Annotated in this window: 19 protein-coding genes; 7 read left to right on the top strand and 12 right to left on the bottom strand. The window is 54.0% G+C overall.

Annotated elements, in window-relative coordinates:
- Positions 1-41: 41 nt before the first annotated feature.
- The 3 genes from QWV57_RS07955 to QWV57_RS07945 all read right to left on the bottom strand — a co-directional run bounded on the left by QWV57_RS07955 (position 42) and on the right by QWV57_RS07945 (position 3,642).
- The gene (locus QWV57_RS07955; protein ID WP_301101745.1) at positions 42-1,676 is read right to left on the bottom strand and encodes an AMP-binding protein; all 1,635 of its coding nucleotides are present in this window, start codon (positions 1,674-1,676) and stop codon (positions 42-44) included.
- A gap of 59 nt (positions 1,677-1,735) precedes the next feature.
- Positions 1,736-2,878: an acyl-CoA dehydrogenase gene (locus QWV57_RS07950; RefSeq protein WP_044743976.1), complete on the bottom strand. Its 1,143-nt coding sequence runs from the start codon at positions 2,876-2,878 to the stop codon at positions 1,736-1,738.
- A gap of 137 nt (positions 2,879-3,015) precedes the next feature.
- Positions 3,016-3,642 (bottom strand): TetR/AcrR family transcriptional regulator, encoded by a 627-nt coding sequence (locus QWV57_RS07945; RefSeq protein WP_013145419.1) that lies wholly within the window; start codon positions 3,640-3,642, stop codon positions 3,016-3,018.
- A gap of 192 nt (positions 3,643-3,834) precedes the next feature.
- On the opposite strand from QWV57_RS07945, the gene QWV57_RS07940 reads away from it, so the two are divergent.
- Together QWV57_RS07940 and QWV57_RS07935 are read left to right on the top strand one after the other, a co-directional pair.
- Positions 3,835-4,083, top strand: coding sequence for a hypothetical protein (locus QWV57_RS07940; RefSeq protein ID WP_013145420.1), 249 nt, complete (start codon positions 3,835-3,837; stop codon positions 4,081-4,083).
- 6 nt (positions 4,084-4,089) lie between these two features.
- A complete protein-coding gene (locus tag QWV57_RS07935) occupies positions 4,090-4,224 on the top strand; it encodes a hypothetical protein (protein WP_020755515.1) in 135 nt (44 codons plus the stop codon).
- Between the two features lie 49 nt (positions 4,225-4,273).
- Here the strand turns inward: QWV57_RS07935 and QWV57_RS07930 are convergent, their stop codons facing one another.
- Complete coding sequence (locus QWV57_RS07930) at positions 4,274-5,062, bottom strand: GNAT family N-acetyltransferase (protein ID WP_033005911.1); 789 nt, start codon at positions 5,060-5,062, stop codon at positions 4,274-4,276.
- A 167-nt stretch (positions 5,063-5,229) separates the two neighbouring features.
- On the opposite strand from QWV57_RS07930, the gene QWV57_RS07925 reads away from it, so the two are divergent.
- Positions 5,230-5,487 carry a DUF6154 family protein gene (locus QWV57_RS07925; RefSeq protein WP_020755517.1) on the top strand — a complete coding sequence of 86 codons (258 nt, stop codon included), beginning with the start codon at positions 5,230-5,232 and terminating at the stop codon, positions 5,485-5,487.
- 569 nt (positions 5,488-6,056) lie between these two features.
- Here QWV57_RS07925 and ilvA read toward each other — a convergent pair.
- Positions 6,057-7,265: a threonine ammonia-lyase gene (gene ilvA / locus QWV57_RS07920; protein WP_033006938.1), complete on the bottom strand. Its 1,209-nt coding sequence runs from the start codon at positions 7,263-7,265 to the stop codon at positions 6,057-6,059.
- Positions 7,266-7,677: 412 nt separating this feature from the next.
- Here ilvA and QWV57_RS07915 point away from each other — a divergent pair, with 412 nt between their 5' ends.
- From QWV57_RS07915 to QWV57_RS07905, 3 genes are all read left to right on the top strand, one after another.
- The gene (locus QWV57_RS07915) at positions 7,678-8,847 is read left to right on the top strand and encodes an alanyl-tRNA editing protein (protein ID WP_020756909.1); all 1,170 of its coding nucleotides are present in this window, start codon (positions 7,678-7,680) and stop codon (positions 8,845-8,847) included.
- A gap of 136 nt (positions 8,848-8,983) precedes the next feature.
- Entirely contained in the window at positions 8,984-10,246 is a 1,263-nt protein-coding gene (locus QWV57_RS07910; protein ID WP_020756910.1) for a two-component system sensor histidine kinase NtrB, read from the top strand.
- A gap of 97 nt (positions 10,247-10,343) precedes the next feature.
- Positions 10,344-11,711: an MATE family efflux transporter gene (locus QWV57_RS07905; protein ID WP_033006937.1), complete on the top strand. Its 1,368-nt coding sequence runs from the start codon at positions 10,344-10,346 to the stop codon at positions 11,709-11,711.
- Positions 11,712-11,809: 98 nt separating this feature from the next.
- Here the strand turns inward: QWV57_RS07905 and QWV57_RS07900 are convergent, their stop codons facing one another.
- The 7 genes from QWV57_RS07900 to QWV57_RS07870 all read right to left on the bottom strand — a co-directional run bounded on the left by QWV57_RS07900 (position 11,810) and on the right by QWV57_RS07870 (position 16,977).
- A complete protein-coding gene (locus QWV57_RS07900) occupies positions 11,810-12,703 on the bottom strand; it encodes a DUF1028 domain-containing protein (protein ID WP_060787802.1) in 894 nt (297 codons plus the stop codon).
- 140 nt (positions 12,704-12,843) lie between these two features.
- The gene (locus tag QWV57_RS07895; protein WP_081212792.1) at positions 12,844-12,978 is read right to left on the bottom strand and encodes a YjcZ family sporulation protein; all 135 of its coding nucleotides are present in this window, start codon (positions 12,976-12,978) and stop codon (positions 12,844-12,846) included.
- A 33-nt stretch (positions 12,979-13,011) separates the two neighbouring features.
- Positions 13,012-13,110: a YjcZ family sporulation protein gene (locus tag QWV57_RS07890; protein ID WP_013145429.1), complete on the bottom strand. Its 99-nt coding sequence runs from the start codon at positions 13,108-13,110 to the stop codon at positions 13,012-13,014.
- Positions 13,111-13,237: 127 nt separating this feature from the next.
- On the bottom strand, positions 13,238-14,167 hold the full coding sequence (gene rarD, locus QWV57_RS07885; RefSeq protein WP_060787803.1) for an EamA family transporter RarD: 930 nt from the start codon (positions 14,165-14,167) through the stop codon (positions 13,238-13,240).
- A 185-nt stretch (positions 14,168-14,352) separates the two neighbouring features.
- Positions 14,353-14,457, bottom strand: a complete 105-nt coding sequence (locus QWV57_RS07880) for a YjcZ family sporulation protein (RefSeq protein WP_013145431.1) — start codon at positions 14,455-14,457, stop codon at positions 14,353-14,355.
- Positions 14,458-14,654: 197 nt separating this feature from the next.
- Complete coding sequence (corA, locus tag QWV57_RS07875; RefSeq protein WP_023634444.1) at positions 14,655-15,611, bottom strand: magnesium/cobalt transporter CorA; 957 nt, start codon at positions 15,609-15,611, stop codon at positions 14,655-14,657.
- Positions 15,612-16,089: 478 nt separating this feature from the next.
- On the bottom strand, positions 16,090-16,977 hold the full coding sequence (locus QWV57_RS07870) for a cation diffusion facilitator family transporter (protein ID WP_047753178.1): 888 nt from the start codon (positions 16,975-16,977) through the stop codon (positions 16,090-16,092).
- A 167-nt stretch (positions 16,978-17,144) separates the two neighbouring features.
- Between QWV57_RS07870 and QWV57_RS07865 the strand changes: the two genes are divergently transcribed.
- Positions 17,145-17,843 (top strand): class I SAM-dependent methyltransferase, encoded by a 699-nt coding sequence (locus tag QWV57_RS07865; RefSeq protein WP_013145434.1) that lies wholly within the window; start codon positions 17,145-17,147, stop codon positions 17,841-17,843.
- Positions 17,844-17,873: the final 30 nt, after the last annotated feature.

The raw sequence follows: 17,873 nt of genomic DNA, 5'->3' as shown, positions 1-17,873 counted from the left end.
CGGCGCCGGACGGTTCGTCCGCCCGGCGCGGCGGTTTAGGCTTAGGTTGTTAAGCCGAGGCGCTGTTTCGCCATTTCCCGCAATTTGAATTTCTGAATTTTCCCAGATGCCGTCATCGGGTACGAGTCGGTAAATTCGATATAACGCGGGATTTTATGCCGGGAAATGTTGCCGCGGCAAAACTCGCGAATCTCCTCAGCGGTCGCCGTTTCGCCGTCTTTTAAGATGATCCACGCCATCACTTCTTCACCGTATACCTCATCCGGCACGCCGACGACTTGAACGTCCAAAATTTTCGGATGTTTGTACAAAAACTCTTCGATTTCGCGCGGATAAATGTTCTCCCCGCCGCGGATGATCATATCTTTCAGCCGGCCGGTGATGCGGCAGTAACCGTTTTCATCCATCGTCGCCAAATCGCCGGTATGCAGCCAGCCGTCTTGGTCGATCGCTTCATTTGTCGCTTCCGGGTTGTTGTAATACCCTTTCATGACATGATAGCCGCGCGTGCACAGCTCCCCTTGCACACCCCGCGGCACTTCCTTGTTCGTGCCCGGCTCAACGATTTTCACTTCCACGCCCGGCAAGGCACGGCCAACCGTTTCGACACGCAGCTCAAGCGGATCGTCGGTGCGCGTTTGCGTGATGACTGGGGACGCTTCCGTCTGCCCGTAGGCGATCGTAATGTCTTTCATCCCCATTTTCTCGATGACCGCCTTCATCACTTCGACCGGGCAAGGAGAACCGGCCATAATGCCCGTGCGCAGCGACGACAAATCGTATTTGGCAAAATCCGGGTCGTTGAGCTCGGCGATGAACATCGTCGGCACGCCGTGAAGCGCCGTGCACCGCTCCGCTTCCACCGTCTCGAGAACCCGCTTCGGATGGAACTCCACAACCGGCACCATCGTCGCCCCGACCGTCACGCATGCAAGCGTGCTCATGACGCAGCCGAAGCAATGGAAAAACGGCACCGGAATGCACAATCGATCGCCTTCGCCAAGTCCCATGCATTGCGCCACTTGGTGGGCGTTGTTGACGATGTTGTAATGCGTCAACATCACCCCTTTCGGGAATCCAGTCGTCCCGGACGTGTATTGCATGTTGATCACATCGTGCGGGTCGAGGCTCTCCATCCGTTCATCGAGTTCTTCTTCCGATACGTCGTGCGCCATCGCCAAGATGTCGTTCCATGTAAACATGCCCGGGTGCCGTTTGTCGCCAAGAAAGATCACGTTTTTCAACTTCGGCAGCCGTTTCGATTGCAGCTGTCCGGGCGCCGATGTGCGCAGCTCGGGAACGATTTCATATAAAATATCGATATACGACGAGTCGCGATATTGCTCAATCAAAAAGAGCGTCGTCGAGTCGGACTGCCGAAGCAAATACTCAAGCTCCGCCGCGCGGTAGTTCGTATTGACCGTCACGAGGACAGCTCCCATTTTGCCGGTCGCAAACTGGCAGGCGATCCATTCCGGGACGTTCGTCGCCCAAATGGCGACATGCTCCCCTTTTTTGATGCCAAGCCGTATCAACCCGCGCGCAACGAGGCGGCAATAGTCGTTAAACTGCCGATACGTCAGACGCAAGCCGCGGTCGGCATACACGACCGCCTCGCGATCCGCATATTGCCTGGCTCGCTCTTCCAACAATTTCCCCACAGTCACCGTCAACATCGGCCGTTTCCTCCCCTTTGTCCGAATTCATTGTTATGGATATGCAGGCATTTCCGCTTTTAGCATCCCAGTTGGCGGGCGATGACGAGCCGTTGGATTTCTGATGTGCCTTCGCCGATTTCCATGAGCTTGACGTCGCGCAAGTGGCGTTCGACTCCGTACTCTTTCATATAGCCGTAGCCGCCATGGATTTGGATCGCCTGGTTGCAGACGCGAAACCCCATTTCCGAGGCGAACAGCTTGGCGAACGATGCTTCTTTTGTAAACGGTTTCCCTTGATCCTTCAGCCAGGCTGCTTTGTACACCATGTTGCGGGCAAGCTCAATTTCCATCGCCATATCAGCCAGTTTAAATTGAATGGCTTGAAACTTGGAAATCGACTGACCGAACTGGACGCGCTCTTTTGCGTATTGAAGCGCTTTCTCAAACGCCGCTTGCGCAATGCCGACCGCCAGCGCGGCGATCGAGATGCGCCCGCCATCAAGCGTGTACAAAAACTGTTTAAACCCTTTTTGCGGGTCGCCTAAGACGTTTTCTTTCGGCACGCGGACGTTCTCAAAGACAAGCTCGCACGTATTGGACGCGCGCACGCCCATTTTGTCGTAATTCGAACGAATCGTAAATCCTGGGGAGTCCGTTGGCACGATGAGAGCGGTGATGATGTTTTTGCCGCGCGCATCTTTGCCCGTCACAGCTGTGACAATGACTTGCCGCGCGTATTGGGCGTTTGTGATCCAACATTTTTCGCCGTTGATGACATACTCATCGCCGTCCAGCACCGCGGTCGTGCGCGTGCCGCCGGCGTCCGATCCGGCGTTCGGCTCCGTGAGCCCAAAAGCGCCAAGCGTCTCGCCTTTCGCCATCGGCACAAGCCATTTTTGCTTCTGTTCTTCCGTCCCGAAGTAGTAAATCGGGCTCGCTCCGAGCGACACAGCGGCCGCATAGCTCAACCCGGTGCCGCCGCAGGCGCGGCCGATTTCCTCAACGGCGATGGCGTACGAAATCGTATCGCCCCCAGCGCCGCCGTACTCTTCCGGAAACGGCAGGCCCAACAACCCCAACTCGCCCATTTTGCGAAAGACATCGAGCGGAAAATGCGCTTCTTCATCCCATTTCGCCGCGTATGGGGCAATTTCCTTCTCAGCAAAGTCGCGAACCATTTCTTTAATCATTTGTTGTTCTTTCGTCAATGAAAAATCCATGTTCTCCCTCTCCCCCATAGAAAATGTTCTATCATTTGAACCGACTAGTCGGTTTCAGTAAGGAAACGAGTGTAAACGGTTTTGATTTTTTGAAGCGTTTCCGAAACCGACTAGTTGGTCTGTATACGATCAACAACTTATTCGGCGGCCGGCCGCAACAAAAACCGCGCCGCCGCTGGGTTTTCTGGTGTGCGGAGCACCGCATGCAAAATGAAATCGGCAAAATATGCCGCGATTTCCTCAATGGACAGCGGACCATCCGGATTGTACCATTTGTATGTCCAATTGACCATGCCGATAATGGACATGCCAGTAATCTCCACCGACAGCTCCGGACGAAATTCCCCGGCTTCAATCCCCTCACGAATGACCCGAAAAATGATTTGCTTGAACTCTTCTCGCTTTTCATTGATCGGTTCAGCGTATTCCGGTTTTAAGTACGTGCTTTCCTGGTAAAACACGGTGATGTGTGGTTTATACAAATGAAACACTTTGACAAACGACTGCACGATGGCGTACAAGCGCTCGGTCGGCGTAGGAAAGCCCTCATACGCCTCCTGCGCTTTTGTCAGCGCATACGTGATAAAGACATCATGGATATGGTACAAGAGCTCGTCTTTTGATTTAAAATTATGGTAAAAACCGCCTTTGGATGTGTCGCTTTCGGCAACGATGCGGTCGACCGTCACGCCGTGGTAGCCGTATTTCTCAAACAAATGAAGAGCGGTGTCGATAATGCGGTCTCTGAGCGGTTTGTCAGCCATAGAAAATCCCCTTTGCCATTTATAATACACTATTTTCTGAAAAAGTGAAATATTTTTTGTTTTGCCTTTACCATACCCGAACTGCACCATGATTGTCAACCATTGCTTCTCATGACCAACACGGTCGTACAGGGCCTGCTGATACATAATGGCCGCCATGTTTTCAAATGATAAAGATGGAGGTGGCTTCGATTGGAACCGATGCTATGCCCAAACTGCAAAACGAACCGGACGCGGTTTCATCTCATTGAGCAGCACCCGCGTGCGGTCAAGCTCGATCCGCACACCGGCGACATCGAGCACGAATACACAAACGAAGCGCTCGAACCGTTCCATCTCCCATACCGCGGCCCGAGCTACCGCGTCCAATGCGGCGTCTGCGGGCTGATCGAAGATGCGGACATGTTCATTCAGCGCGCTAAATCGTCTCCATTGAGGTGATTCGATATGGCGAACAAAAAACAAACACCTTCTTCCATCGCTGACCAAAAACAGCTCGTCAACGACAAGGCAAAAGCGATGCGGGAGCACGGCGGCGAGCACATTCGCCGCGGCACGCCCAACGGCGCAGACGGACAATAACCGCCAGCCTGCTTTTGTACACAAGCAAGCTGGCGGGACTTCCGCCCTTCTAACGGTACATCGCCCACAATCCGATATCGCGAAAACCAAGGCGATGGTAAATGCGGCCGGCGTCTGGATTGTCATAAAACAAGCACGGCATCTTCCCTTCAGCGAGCAAATCGCAAACGAGCTTCGCCACGATGGTGCTGGCATACCCTTTCCCTCGATGCTCCTGATCCGTGCAGACGCCGACGATCATCGCCGACAATGAGTTTTCCGCTGATGTCGATGCCGCGGCCACCATTCGGCCGTCTTGTTCAATGTAGTACGTTCTAGCTGAATTGGTTTCCATCCCTTTCACCAGCATATCGCGGGACGACGGCCTCGTTTCAAATTCGGCAATGCGGCGCCGCAAGTCGAGAATCCGGTCGACATCGGCCAATTCGGCTTTTTTGACGGCGAACGCCCCCATTTCTTGACGGGCGTATTCATCCGTCCGACACTCGCAAAAGTAAAGCGTTCGCTTCTCCCCAAGCGGCAGCCGCTCTTCGAACTGCCTGGCAATGTCCGCCTTGCCGGACAGCTGGATGGACGATGATGGGGCTGTCTCGCGGATGAGACGAGCAAAGCCATCGGCATCAAAATCGCCAGGCGCGTACGGAATGTAGGAATCGTAATAACGGAGCAGCACCGCCTTCAGCGAGCCGGCATCGTCAAACTGCCCCCAAACGTCTTGGAAATCGGCGTCATAGCCAAACGACTCAATATCGCCGATGATAAATAAATTGAACGACGGATCTTGCCGCAAAAACGAAAATACTTGTTGATCGTCTTCGGCCGTTAACCGGCGAATCATAGAATTCCCCCGCTTTTCGAATGATATTTTTTCCATTATACTATGAATCATCCCTGTTGCCAATGGCATTTGTGGCGTCAAACCGAGAGGACTGCCGATGCCCCTAAGTCTGCATCGGCCAACTGCAAAGAAAGGAGGAAGCCCGCTCTCAAAAAAGCGAGGCGACGATGCCGATGAAGTTTATTGACGATCTGTACGAATACTATAAAGATCGACTGACCGGGGATGAAGAAGATGCCGAAGCGGTGGCGATGTCGATTTTAGATGAACTTAGCCGCCGCGATGTGCTCAAGCTGATTGGTGAGATGACTGATGAAGAGCTGCTCGGCATGTTCGGCTTGTATGTCTTGGAAAGCTTGAAAGCGAAAATGGCTCGCGAAGGCCTCGGTGCAACGCGGCCGCAAGATGCGCCGCGCGTGCATTGACAAAACAAAACAGCTGTCCTCCATGTCATAAGGAACAGCTGCTATGTTGGGCAAATGATGGTTTCGTATTCATCCTATTTCGCGCAGGAGACTCCCACTTCAACGACCAAAGGGAGTAAGTGGGAGAGGAATGTGCGTTCCCCCTTTCTTTTGTGTATGATATAATAAAGGCATGGAGAAAACCGTTCAATAAAGGCACTCCAATAACGGCTGCTCGATGTATGGAGTTGGTTGCAGGAAACGTTGCAACCGTAAAACATCGAGCGTAGGTCTGTCTGTTGTGTGTGGAAGCCAAGTACTGCCAACAGACACACCGAGAGAATTGGTAACGATGCAGGCATGACCTGCGTCGTTGGGTAGTCGTCAACCTGCCCCCTGATGCAACCCCAAGTCAAGGAAGGAGGACGAAGTCCGTTTGCACTTCTGGGGAGTTGCAAGCCCCCACTTCAAGCGTTCGCGAAGTGGGGGTAGTTGACTTGGCAGCCCTGTGAACATGATTTCGAAGACGGCTTTTCCACTGTTTGCTTAACAGACAGTGGCGAAACACAAACCGTTTTCCCATCGCGCGCTCATCGGTAAAACTGTACATCATAGCCTTCTTTCAACAACACTTGGTAAATTTGCTGAATGTGGTCTTCGTTTTTTGTCTCGAGCGAAAAGTGAATTTCCGCCTGACCTGGCAGCACTTTGGCGCCGATGCGCTGATGGTGAATCGACATCACGTTTGCCTCAAGCTCCGCAATAATGCGCAGCAGCTTGTTCAACTGGCCCGGCTTGTCGGAGATGACCGTTGTAAACGTCACAAACCGGCCCGCTTCGACAAGCCCCCGCTCAATGATGCGGGAAATGAGCGTCACATCGACGTTGCCGCCGCTTAAAATGGCGGCGACTTTTTTGCCGCGAAACGGCAGCTTTTGATACAACAATGCCGCCAACGGACAAGCTGCCGCCCCTTCGATTAACAGCTTGTTCCGCTCGAGCACATACAGCATCGTCCGTGAAATTTCCGCCTCTTCCACGCACACAACGCCATCGACGTATTGCTCAATGTATTGGTACGTAATATTGCCCGGCTTTTTCACGGCAATCCCATCGGCGATCGTATTCGATGCGGCAATGGAGACGGGCTGTTTATGGCGTATGGCCGCCGTCATGCCGGGGCAAGCCGATGACTCAACGCCGTACACTTCAACCGATGGCTTCAGCTGTTTTAACGTAAACGCCACCCCCGCAAGCAACCCGCCGCCGCCGACCGGACAAAGAACGCCATCGACGTCGGGAAGCTGCTCGATCAGCTCTAAGCCGATCGTCCCTTGGCCGGCCATCACCGCCAAGTCGTCAAACGGATGAACAAATGTCATCCCCCGTTCACGTTGCAACTCTAATGCATATTCCAAAGACTCGTCAAACACATCGCCGTACAGCACGACTTCCGCCCCGTAGCTTTTCGTCGCTTCAATTTTGCTGAGCGGCGCCCCTTTCGGCATGACAATCGTGCAAGGAATGCCGAGCATGCCGCTTGCGTAGGCGACCCCTTGGGCGTGGTTGCCGGCCGAGGCGGCGATGACGCCGCGCGCCCTTTCTTCTTCCGTGAGCGACATAATTTTATTGAATGAGCCTCTCACCTTAAACGAACCTGTTTTTTGCAAATTTTCCAGTTTCATATACACGTCATTGCCGGACAGCCGGCTGAACGTCTGCGAATGCTCAAGCGGCGTTTGGTGGACGATGCCTTTCATTTTCGCTCGCGCTTGTTCAATGTCTGTTAACGTCAACATCATCAAACCACCCTTTCCGATCGGGCGACCGGTTCTTGTTCACCCCGCTTTATTATATACAAAACATTTCATCACCGACAAATGTTGCTTTTCTTTAGTTGGTTTTGGATTATTTTTAGCATATAGTTTTGTTGCATAAAATCATGTTCAACAAACATCGCTGCAACCCGCTTCCTTTGTCAAACCGTTTGAACGTTGGACTTGTCCCAAAACATCAGAGTGTTTCTAGGGGAAGAGCTGTCTACGGTCTGTTCTTTTTCTTTTGTGAATATTGTTTATTTAGAACATTGTTCTATAGATTTGGCCAATTGCCAACGGGAAAAAGCGGCCAAAAAGATCGGCGATAGGCAAACGCGAGGGAATTTGCTAATATGAAAGAAAAGCATTCGGAAGACGAAAGGATGAAACGGTTGTGACGAAAAAGTTGTACTATACGGCGCCGGATGTTGACGTGTGGACGACAACGGTGACAAGCGTCCGCCAAGACGGCGAAACATACATTGTCACCTTGGCGGAAACAGCGTTTTACCCGGAAGGCGGTGGCCAACCGTCTGACGCCGGCACGATCGCCGGCTTGCCGGTGCTCGATGTGTTTGACGAAAACGGGGAAGTGTATCACCGCCTTCCTGCCCACCCGGGAATGGGCGCCGTTTCATGCGTCCTTGATAGGAAACGGCGCCGCGATCATACACAACAGCATAGCGGCCAACATTTATTATCCGCTGTACTCGTTGAACAGCTCGGCGCCGAAACAGTCGGTTTTCACCTTGGGCGCGAGGTCGTCACAATCGACATCACGGCGGGTGCGCTGACGGAAGCAGACATGCTGGCAGTGGAAAACCGGGCCAACGAACTCATTTACGCGAATCTCCCGGTCGAGACGTATTGGGTGACGCCGGAAGAAGCAGAACGGATGCCGTTTCGCAAGCGTCCCGATGTCCAAGGTTCTGTCCGTGTTGTCGAGATGAAAGGGATCGATTTGTCGGCGTGCTGCGGCACCCATGTGAAACGCACGGGCGAAATCGGCGTGATCAAATTGCTGAAAGCAGAGCGCCATCGCGGCATGACGCGTCTTTCCTTTCTTTGCGGCGGCCGGGCGCTTGCCGACTACCAGCAAACCCACCGCGTCGTGCAGGCGGCAGCAGGTCGGTTCGGGACAAGCCGCGATCAGCTGCTCGACGTGATCGCAAAATGGGAACAAGAGAAAAAAGAATGGGAAAAACGGCTGCGCCAATACGAGGCAATCGTCTTTGCCGTCGAAGCCGAACGGGCCGCCGCCGAATCAGGACGTGCAGTGATTGGCCGTTACGACCAATATGGGGCAAAAGAACTGCAAATGATCGCCCGTCTGATCGCCGACCGTTATGGCAAAACCGCGCTTCTCGCCTCCACCTCCGATTGGCGCGCCGTGATCGCCAAAGCACCGTCTTCCTTGCTCCATGCAGGGAACTGGCTGAAAGAACAAGCCGCCCTGTTTGGCGGCAAAGGGGGCGGCAACGAGCGGCAGGGGCAAGCTGCTTTTCCGTCCCTTGAGGCGCTTAGCCAGTTCCTTTCCCGCGTGGAAACGGCAGGCATCGATTGACGGCTCCTGCCCGCACCGCCCGGTTGCTTCGATTCGTTTCGTCCTCCCGTCGGATCGATGCGATGTCCGCCATAGCCGACGGAGGGCGGTTTTTGTAAAATGAAAAACGAAATGTGCAGCTAAGGAGTTTGAAGAGATGAACGATCGACTCGTACAATCGCAAATCGAAGAGCTCGAACGAAAGCTGCGCGCTTATGAGCGGCTCATCGAAACGCTTCCGTTTCCGTTCACCTTTGCCGATTACGAAAGTGGAATCGCCATCGAAAAAAAGCGCGGCGACGTCCGGCCGCACCTTCGCACCATTCCACCGTCCCTTGAAAAGGAAGCCAAATGGCAGTGGGATATTGACTTGTATCACGACGTACCGTTTGAAAAAGTGGAAGCCTTTTTGACGCCGTTGCTCGATCTCGTGCCGCACCATATCGTTTTTGTCGACGACAAAGGGATCATCACGCTTTGCAATTTGCAGGCGGCCATTGACACGGGCGTCGAGCGCGACGCCATCATCGGCAAACATATTCGCGAGCTGCTGAAGCTGCCTGACGAGCTGATCGCAACGCTCGAATCGCTTGAAAAAGGCGAGCCGCTTTACAATTACGAAGTGCTCGACCGATTTTACGGCATCGTCAACACCCGTTTTATTTACAACGATGACGGATCGATCAAACGAGTCATCAGTATGTTTCAGTCGCTCAATATGATGAAAGAAACAGAAAAGCTGGCGGTCGCTGGCCGCATCGCCGCCGGCATCGCCCATGAAATCCGCAATCCGCTGACGACGGTGCGCGGATATTTGCAACTATTGAAAAGCGACTTGCCGGATCGCATCGCCTCGCTCGTTGAGCGGCTTTTAATTCCTGAGCTCGACCGGGCGAACGACATTATCACGGATTTTTTGAATATCGCCAAGCCGGCGGACGTCAAAATGGAGACGTTCAACTTGCACCGCTTTTTGCGCGACGATGTCGGCGTCCTATTGCAAAGCGAAGCGCTATTGCATAACGTCGACGTCCATTTTGACCTTGATGACCAGCTTGACGACTACGAAATGAACGGCGACCGCAGCCAGCTTTTGCAAGTGTTTTTAAACTTATTTCGCAACGCCGTGGAAGCAAAAGTGGCGAAAACGATGAAGGTGTCGATCTGCAGCCGAAAAATCAACCATCTCGTTCAGCTTCGCTTCTGCGACGATGGGCCCGGCATTCCGCCGTCGGTCATCGACCATGTTTTCGATCCGTTTTTTTCAACGAAGGAAACGGGAACTGGGCTCGGCCTGTCATTATCGAAAAAAATCGTCGAACTGCATCGCGGGACGATGAAAGTGCAAAGCGACGCGCACGGCACATGTTTTTTGATCGAATTCCCGCTTTGCAGCCAACCGCCGTTTCTTTCGTCATAAATCGCTTCCGAAGAGGGGGGTCATCCCAGCTTCGGAAGTGGAGAGATTGATGATTTAGAACAATGTGTCACTTTATTACGGAAAAGGAGGAGCCATTATGGCAACGACCGCTCCGCCCAACGGCAAATGGCGGCGCCTGTTCGCCTTGTTTCTTCCCATTTTTGTTTCGCAAACCGGTCAATATGCCATGAACTTTGTCGATGTCGCCATGTCCGGTCATGCGAGCGCCGAAGATCTTGCCGGCGTCGCGATCGGCTCCAGCTTATGGGTGCCGGTGTGGACCGGCGCCGGCGGCATTTTGCTCGCCTTGTCCCCGATCGTCTCGCATCATCTCGGCGCCGGACGCCATGACTCAATCGCCCGCGCCGTCGCCCAGGCGCTCTACTTGGCTGTCGCGCTTGCTGCCGCCATTGTCCTGATCGGCGCCGCTTCTGTGCCGTTTATCTTGAAACAGATGTCTTTGGATGAAAACGTTCGGCATATCGCCTTTCATTATTTGCGCGCCTTGTCGTTTGGGATCATCCCTCTGTTTCTTTATTCTGTGCTCCGCTATTTCATCGATGCGCTTGGGCAAACGAAAGTGACGATGTGGATTACGCTCACCGCCTTGCCGGTCAATATGCTGTTCAACTGGTTGTTGATTTACGGGCATGGCGGATTTCCGCGCCTTGGCGGCATCGGCACTGGTTACGCGACGGCGATCACGTATGCGTACTGCTTCGCGGCCGCTGCCTTTGCCGCTTTGAAATTTCGCCGCTTGGCTCCCTATCGTGTACTCGTCCGTTTCTACCGTCCGTCATGGGCCGCATGGAAAGAGTTGCTGAAAACCGGGGTGCCGATCGGGTCGGCCATCTTTTTTGAAACGAGCATTTTCGCTGCGGTGACGCTGCTTGTCGGCCGGTTTGGCGCGGAAACGGTCGCCGCGCATCAAAGCGCCCTCAACTTCGCTTCACTGTTGTATATGATTCCGCTCAGCTTATCGATGGCGCTGACGATCGCCGTGGGCGTTGAAGCCGGGGCCAACCGTTATGAAGCCGCCAAACAATATTGCTTGATCGGCATCACCCTCGCCTTGGCCGTCGCCGCCGCCGCTGCATTGTTTCTTTCCGTCTTCCGCGGCGATGTTGCTCGACTGTATACAAACGATCCGACAGTGGCGGCGTTGACGGAGAAGTTTTTGCTCTATGCGATCTTCTTTCAAGTTTCCGATGCCATCGCCGCTCCCATCCAAGGAGCGCTGCGGGGCTATAAAGAGGTAAGCGCCGTTTTTTGGTCCGCTCTTCTCGCCTATTGGGGCGTTGGGCTTCCGCTTGGCTGCGCGCTCGCTCTACTGACTGCCGCCGGGGCGTTCGGCTATTGGATCGGCCTGATCGCCGGATTGGCAACGGGCGCGCTGTTTCTCAGCTTTCGCCTGCGGGCCGTTTGGCGCAGACATGACAGCGGGCGTGCGCCATGCGCCTTTTAAGAGGGAGCGGTCGATAAACAAGGATGTCCCGCTCAGTTCTAGGGACATCCTTTTTGTTTCAGCATGATGGATCATGCAGTCGACAAGGCCGGTTTCCCTTAGCCGACCTCCTTAGGCGACGGCTGCTGCTTCATATACTGTAATACATCGAGGTCGATTTTTCCTTTCTCCACTTGGCGCTCCTCAAAATTTTCTGTATGTATATACACGGTCAGCGCCTCATGAAGCGCCTCGAGATCCGCCGAGCGCTCTTTCGATAAATAACCGAGACGGACCAAGTGGGCGGCCACCTCTTCCTTTACCGTTCCTTCAATCGCTGCCACTTTTTCGGGACGCGGTTTCTCAAAGTAAAGCTGGCGCAACTGATACAAGCGAATAAGCTCCTCGATCGGCCGCGGGTGATCATCGACGCGCAAATCGATATAGCGGTCATTGTAGCCGCCATATCCCCCTCCTTCTTTCACGACAAGCAAGGCGGCCGACTGTTGCCCGCGGCGGTCGCCCCCCGCTGCCTGACCAGCTTGAAGCGCCTTTAGCAATCGCTCGGCGAGCGGACCTTTTGTCTGCTCAAACGCCCTTCCCATTGCCAGCACCGTTTCCTCGCCTGCTAAAATATTGCCTTGAGCCGCATAGTTCGGCCCGGTGATGCCCCCGGCCCACGGGTAACATTTTTTCCCGGTGAACGTCGCCGCCCGTCCTTTCGCATCCACGATGCCGACTTGGCGCAAATCGCGCTCACTGTCATCGGCAACGAGCAACTCAAGCGCTTCTTGCGCCGATTTCCCTTTTGCCATCCATTCGAGGCCGCGCGGTCCGTACGACGTGTTGGCGTACGATTGCGTCGCCACCGCTCCGACGCCCGCTTTCGCCCACGGAACAACCGCACCAACGCCTAAAAATTTCGATTGAACAGCGATGCCAAGCTCCCCGGTCGCCGGATCGAACGCGACGATCGAAAACGTCGCGACAACATCTTTCGGAATGCGTTTCATTTTCTTACCCTCCACGCTACTTCCATTTTTTTATTCTCCTTATATTTCTCCTCTTCCCTCCCATCTTCCTCCCTCTTTCAAAAAATAGCGGGGGAAACAGCCGTTGCCCGGCCGTCTCCCCCCGCATGCCCATCATCCGCCTAGCACCATGTTGCCCCGACGATAATGAGCAAAATAAACAAAACGACAATCAGCACGAAGCCGTAGCCGTAGCCGCCATAACCCGGGTAGCCGAAGCCAAAGCCGCCCCAGCCGCCATAAAAGCCGCATGTCATATTCGTCACCTCCTTGCTAGCAAGTAAGAGGCATCAGTACACCCAACCACCGACACATGCACATCCGACAATAATCAACAAGATGAACAGAACGACGATCAACGCGAATCCGCCGCCGTAAGCTGCACCCATTTGCCAGCACCTCCTTCGTTTTTGTACTAGTAGACTATTCAGAAGCCGAGGAAATGGTTAGATGTTTCAGCAAAAATGGGTATTTGCCGCAGAAATGGAAAAAAAGCGGCCCGTCCTCGGACCGCTGCTACGCCTCGAGCGAGCTTCGCTTCCATTTTTTCCGCCCTGACGCCTGCTTGATTTGAACAGCAGAAAACAAAATAAGCGCCGCCCAGATGCAGCTAAACGCATAAAAATGCGCTTTCGTAAACGGCTCGCCGAACAAAAAGACGCCAAGGAGAAGGCTGATCGTCGGCGAAATGTATTGCAAAAAACCAAGTGTTGTCATCGACACACGCTTCGCCCCTTTGGCGAAATACAAAAGCGGCACGGCCGTCGCTGGCCCGGCTCCAGCCAACAGCGCCCATTGCCACCATTCGGCCGTCTTGACGAGGGCTGGCGTTTCGTTGTACACCCATAATAAGTAAACGGCTGAAAGCGGCATGACGGCCATTGTTTCAAGCGTCAAGCCAATGGACGAGTCAACGCTGGCCAGTTTTTTCACTAAGCCGTAAAACCCGAACGTCAATGCGAGCGATATGGCGACCCACGGAAACGCGCCATATTCCGCCGTCATCGCCGCCACGCCGGCGGCGGCCAGAAGAACAGCGGTCCACTGCCCTACGCTCAGCCGCTCGCGCAGTACGATCGTCCCAAGCGCCACACTGACAAGCGGGTTGATATAATAGCCGAGGCTCGTTTCAACAACATGATGATGATTCACCGCCCATATGTAGACAAACCAGTTGGCGCTGATGAGCACGGCAGCAGCGGCGATCCCCCATGCCTTAGCCGGCCGACGGCGCATCGCCCGAAGCTCCCGGCGGAAGGCGTCAGGCTGCCCAGTCGCTGCCAAAAGGATGGCCATAAACACGAACGACCAAACGATGCGGTGCGCCAAAATCTCAAGCGCCGGGCGCGCCTCTAGCAGCTTCCAGTAAAGCGGCAATACTCCCCACAGCAAGTACGAAGCAGCGGTATACAAGATGCCTTGCTTTTCTTCGCTCCAATGCCCCACGTCGTCTTCTCCTTTTCCATGATCATTTCTGTTCCATTATACCGCCGCCGCTTCACTTTATCCATCAAAACACTCACCCGCATCGCTCGACGCGGTTGCCCAATGGAGAAGGGGCGCAGCTGAATATGAGCACCCGCCCCCTTCGCGGCCCGTTTGACCGCCGTCCTTTCTTATTTTTTCGCTCATCAAGCGACACAGGCACAGCCAACAATAATCAGTAAAATGAACAGGACGATGACGACCGTATAACCGCTGTTGACAAAACCGCTCACGGCGGGCACCTCCTTCATCGGTTCACAGGGCCATCATATGCGCCCGCCCGCCCAAACGGCCGGGCGAATGCCCAAATTTCTAGAAGATTGGTGAAAAACCGCGTTTTCTTCAAAAAGATTGGTCCACGAACGCACGGAAGAGCCGTTGATCCATTGGCGAAAGCTCCTTGCTGGAGCGTTTTCTCCGTTACATCACCGACCTTCCAGAAAAACGCCTATTTTTCTTTCGTCCCTGTCTCTCCCCACCAGCCTTTTCGCTTAAAATAGAGGGCGATGAGCATCGCAACAGTTGCCATGAGCAACAAGGCAAACGGGTAGCCGTATCTCCATTTCAGCTCTGGCATAAACGCAAAATTCATGCCGTATACACCGGCGATAAACGTCATCGGCAAAAATATGACGCTCACCAATGTCAATGTCTTCATAATGACATTCATATGATCTGATTTGAGCGACAGTTGCAAATCGAAAATGGCGGACAATGATTCCTTAAACGCGTCGAGCGCGGCGGGCACGCGCGAGAATCGCGACGCCACTTCCTCGATATACGGATTCGTCTCTTGGTTGATATACGGCAAATCAGCGTGGCGGATCATTTTGATCGCTTCTTCCTGCGCCTCGGCGATTTGGCGCAGCTCATGAAGATGTGTTTTCATCCGATAAATCTCGCGCCCGATTTCGTTGGCAAACGGGGTCGCAAACACTTGCCGTTCAAGCGTCTGAATGCGGTCAGCGATCTGATCGATGACTTGCAAAAAACGGATGGCGGCCAAGTCTAAAAAGTGATACAGCACGTACCCAGGATACAGCGCCTGACCGCGATGGTTCAACAAACGTTCTTTCACGTGATCAACAAGCGGATCGTTTTCATCCATATAGCTGATCATATATTGGCTGCCGGCCAGCAAACGAACGTTCACTGTCCGGCCGGACGGACGAACGATAAACAGCGATAAGAAGAAACATCCTTCGTATTCGTCAAACGCGGGAATGTCTGTCCCGTTCATCAGCCGCTGTTGGGCGAGAGGGTGAATGGACAGCGAAGAAAGAAGCTGCTCCAAATCCGGCTTGGCGGCGGCGGTGAAATGAAGCCAACACGACTGGCTGCCTGCCGGCGCATGGCGTTTGTACGTTCCGTCAACCGTCAAACGAAAGTTATGCTCGATCGCCATAGACTGACGTCCTTTCCATGCAAACGATTTTAATTGTATTGTTTGCTGTTTGCCGCAAAACTACTCCCCTCCCGCCGCCAAAAACAAGTCAGCGGCAACGGTTTGGCCGCATCCGCTCGCTGTTGGCGATAAGCAGCTTCTCCCGGCTGCATCCCGCCTGCAAAGCGTCACATCCCGGCAAGTCATTCGCTGTCTATATAGATGCAACGAAAAAGTTTAACATATCCTTGATGGAAAAGTCACTTGTCCATTTTTCGACTGTCGAAGGCAAGCCACAGGCTTGCCTCCGTCACGCCAAGGCGTGACGGAAGACCGAACAACCACCCGCTTCACAGACCCATACATGGGTCTTTAAGCGGCGTTGTTCGGTCGCCCGACAGTCGATCAAATGCTCGGTAAAAGCTACAAATGTTAAAGCTTCAAATTGCATCTATATAGGCGCCTCGCCGCGTCGGCCCGCCAATGCGCCCGAAGCCAGTCAGCGCACCGCTTCCGGTTCCACATGGACGTGCGTCGCCCGAATGTTATGCCGGTTTCGCATCAAACGCTCGACTTCATCAGCGATTTCATGGCTTTTTGCCACCGTCAAATGCGAGTCAACGCGGATCGTCACTTCCAGCACAATGTCGTTGCCTAACATGCGCGCTTTAATGTCAGCGACATCGCGCACGCCGCTCACCGCTGCAATTTCGTCTTTATAAACGGCGAGCTGCTGTTCATCAAAACCGTCGGTGAGCGTATGCGCCGTCTCCATAAACACCTCCCACGCCGTCCTGCCAATCATCGCCCCGATCACAAGCGCCGCCAGCGGATCAAGCCATGGCCACCCAAGCCGCGCGCCGGCGATGCCAATGGCGGCGCCAATGCTCACCAGCGCATCCGATAAATTGTCTTTCGCCACGGCCGCCAGCGCCATGCTGTTCGTCCGCCGCGCCAGCCGACGATTGATGGCATAAACGCCAATCATAACGGCCGCCGAGGCGAGCGCAACCACAGCCGCTAAAACATCAGGAGCCGCTGCCTTTTCTTTGCCGAACAGCGAGCGGACGCCGCTTGTGATCACGTCAATGCCAATGGACATCATCAAAAAAGCAGCCAACAGCGAGGAGATGTTTTCCGCCCGCGAATGTCCGTACGGGTGGTTGCAATCACGTGGTTTTTTCGCGATTTTCATGCCAATATAGACTGCCGAGGAAGCGATAATATCACTCAAATTATTCCAACCGTCCGCTTCCACCGCATCCGAGCCGAACACCCCCCCAGCCAACAGCTTGCCGGCCGAAAGGAGAAGATAGACGAAAATGCTCAGCAATGCGCCCGCCTCGGCTCCTTGTTTTCGATCCACTTTCTTCACCAACCTAGCCATCTCATTTTTGCACGTATCAGTGTACCAGCTTGAAGCCGGTTGGGTCTACAGCAAGAAAATTTCCTCTTTTCATAAGAATAGGGACAAGCAAATTTTTTTGTCTAAAGGCAAAATTGATCGCATTTGCGTATGATAAACCAAGTCGAAACAAAAAAGGAGAGGAACAGATGTCTGCATATTTAGACTGGTTGGCGGACATGGGGATCGATGGCGCTCACCCAGGCGGTTTTGAGTTAACAAAACAAATCTTACGTAAACTTAAGATCGACCGTTCAACATCCGTGCTTGACGTCGGCTGCGGCACCGGACAGACGGCGGCTTATATCGCCGAACAGTACGGGGCCAACGTCACCGCCATCGACATCCACCCGACGATGATCGCCAAGGCGAAACAGCGTTTTGCCGCCAAGGCGGTCTCGGTCCGTTTGCATCGCGCCTCGGTCGAAGCGCTCCCGTTTCCCGCCGGGACGTTTGACCTCGCGCTTTCTGAATCGGTGCTTGCTTTCGTTTCATTGCCAAACGCGCTCGCCGAAATCCGCCGCGTGCTCAAAAACGATGGCCTATTCGTCGGCATTGAAGCGTGTCATGAGCGGCTGACCGCCGCCGAGCAAAAGCAAATCGCCGCCTTTTACGGCTTCCGTCAGCTCATGACATCAGCGGAGTGGAAAGAAGTGCTCGAACAAAGCGGCTTTGGCTGCCGCCAGTTTTCCTACGCGGCTGCAGCCGAAGCGCCAAGCCTTGGGGCACCCATCGTCATCGCCCTTCCGCCGACACCGGAGATGGCAAGCATGTGGCAGATGCACCAACAGTTGACAGCTCAATTCGGCGACCGTCTTGGCTATTGCGTCTTTTGCTGCGAACCATAGCTGGCAAGAAAAACGGCGTCCTCGACGAGG

The organism is Geobacillus zalihae, assembly GCF_030414215.1.
GTDB classification, from domain to species: Bacteria; Bacillota; Bacilli; order Bacillales; family Anoxybacillaceae; genus Geobacillus; species Geobacillus zalihae.
Note: the sequence above shows the minus strand (reverse complement) of the source record. Positions and strands in the feature narration are given on the sequence as shown.

What these genes read in the sequence shown, in the direction of transcription:
- QWV57_RS07930 (WP_033005911.1), bottom strand. Translation starts at nt 5,062, where the DNA reads ATGATTCGCCGGTTAACGGCCGAAGACGATCAACAAGTATTTTCGTTT.
- QWV57_RS07905 (WP_033006937.1), top strand. Translation starts at nt 10,344, where the DNA reads ATGGCAACGACCGCTCCGCCCAACGGCAAATGGCGGCGCCTGTTCGCC.
- QWV57_RS07955 (WP_301101745.1), bottom strand. Translation starts at nt 1,676, where the DNA reads ATGTTGACGGTGACTGTGGGGAAATTGTTGGAAGAGCGAGCCAGGCAA.
- QWV57_RS07870 (WP_047753178.1), bottom strand. Translation starts at nt 16,977, where the DNA reads ATGGCTAGGTTGGTGAAGAAAGTGGATCGAAAACAAGGAGCCGAGGCG.
- QWV57_RS07910 (WP_020756910.1), top strand. Translation starts at nt 8,984, where the DNA reads ATGAACGATCGACTCGTACAATCGCAAATCGAAGAGCTCGAACGAAAG.
- QWV57_RS07880 (WP_013145431.1), bottom strand. Translation starts at nt 14,457, where the DNA reads ATGAAGGAGGTGCCCGCCGTGAGCGGTTTTGTCAACAGCGGTTATACG.
- ilvA (WP_033006938.1), bottom strand. Translation starts at nt 7,265, where the DNA reads ATGTTGACGTTAACAGACATTGAACAAGCGCGAGCGAAAATGAAAGGC.
- QWV57_RS07950 (WP_044743976.1), bottom strand. Translation starts at nt 2,878, where the DNA reads ATGGATTTTTCATTGACGAAAGAACAACAAATGATTAAAGAAATGGTT.
- QWV57_RS07945 (WP_013145419.1), bottom strand. Translation starts at nt 3,642, where the DNA reads ATGGCTGACAAACCGCTCAGAGACCGCATTATCGACACCGCTCTTCAT.
- QWV57_RS07890 (WP_013145429.1), bottom strand. Translation starts at nt 13,110, where the DNA reads ATGGGTGCAGCTTACGGCGGCGGATTCGCGTTGATCGTCGTTCTGTTC.
- QWV57_RS07895 (WP_081212792.1), bottom strand. Translation starts at nt 12,978, where the DNA reads ATGACATGCGGCTTTTATGGCGGCTGGGGCGGCTTTGGCTTCGGCTAC.
- QWV57_RS07865 (WP_013145434.1), top strand. Translation starts at nt 17,145, where the DNA reads ATGTCTGCATATTTAGACTGGTTGGCGGACATGGGGATCGATGGCGCT.
- QWV57_RS07925 (WP_020755517.1), top strand. Translation starts at nt 5,230, where the DNA reads ATGCCGATGAAGTTTATTGACGATCTGTACGAATACTATAAAGATCGA.
- QWV57_RS07900 (WP_060787802.1), bottom strand. Translation starts at nt 12,703, where the DNA reads ATGAAACGCATTCCGAAAGATGTTGTCGCGACGTTTTCGATCGTCGCG.
- corA (WP_023634444.1), bottom strand. Translation starts at nt 15,611, where the DNA reads ATGGCGATCGAGCATAACTTTCGTTTGACGGTTGACGGAACGTACAAA.
- QWV57_RS07935 (WP_020755515.1), top strand. Translation starts at nt 4,090, where the DNA reads ATGGCGAACAAAAAACAAACACCTTCTTCCATCGCTGACCAAAAACAG.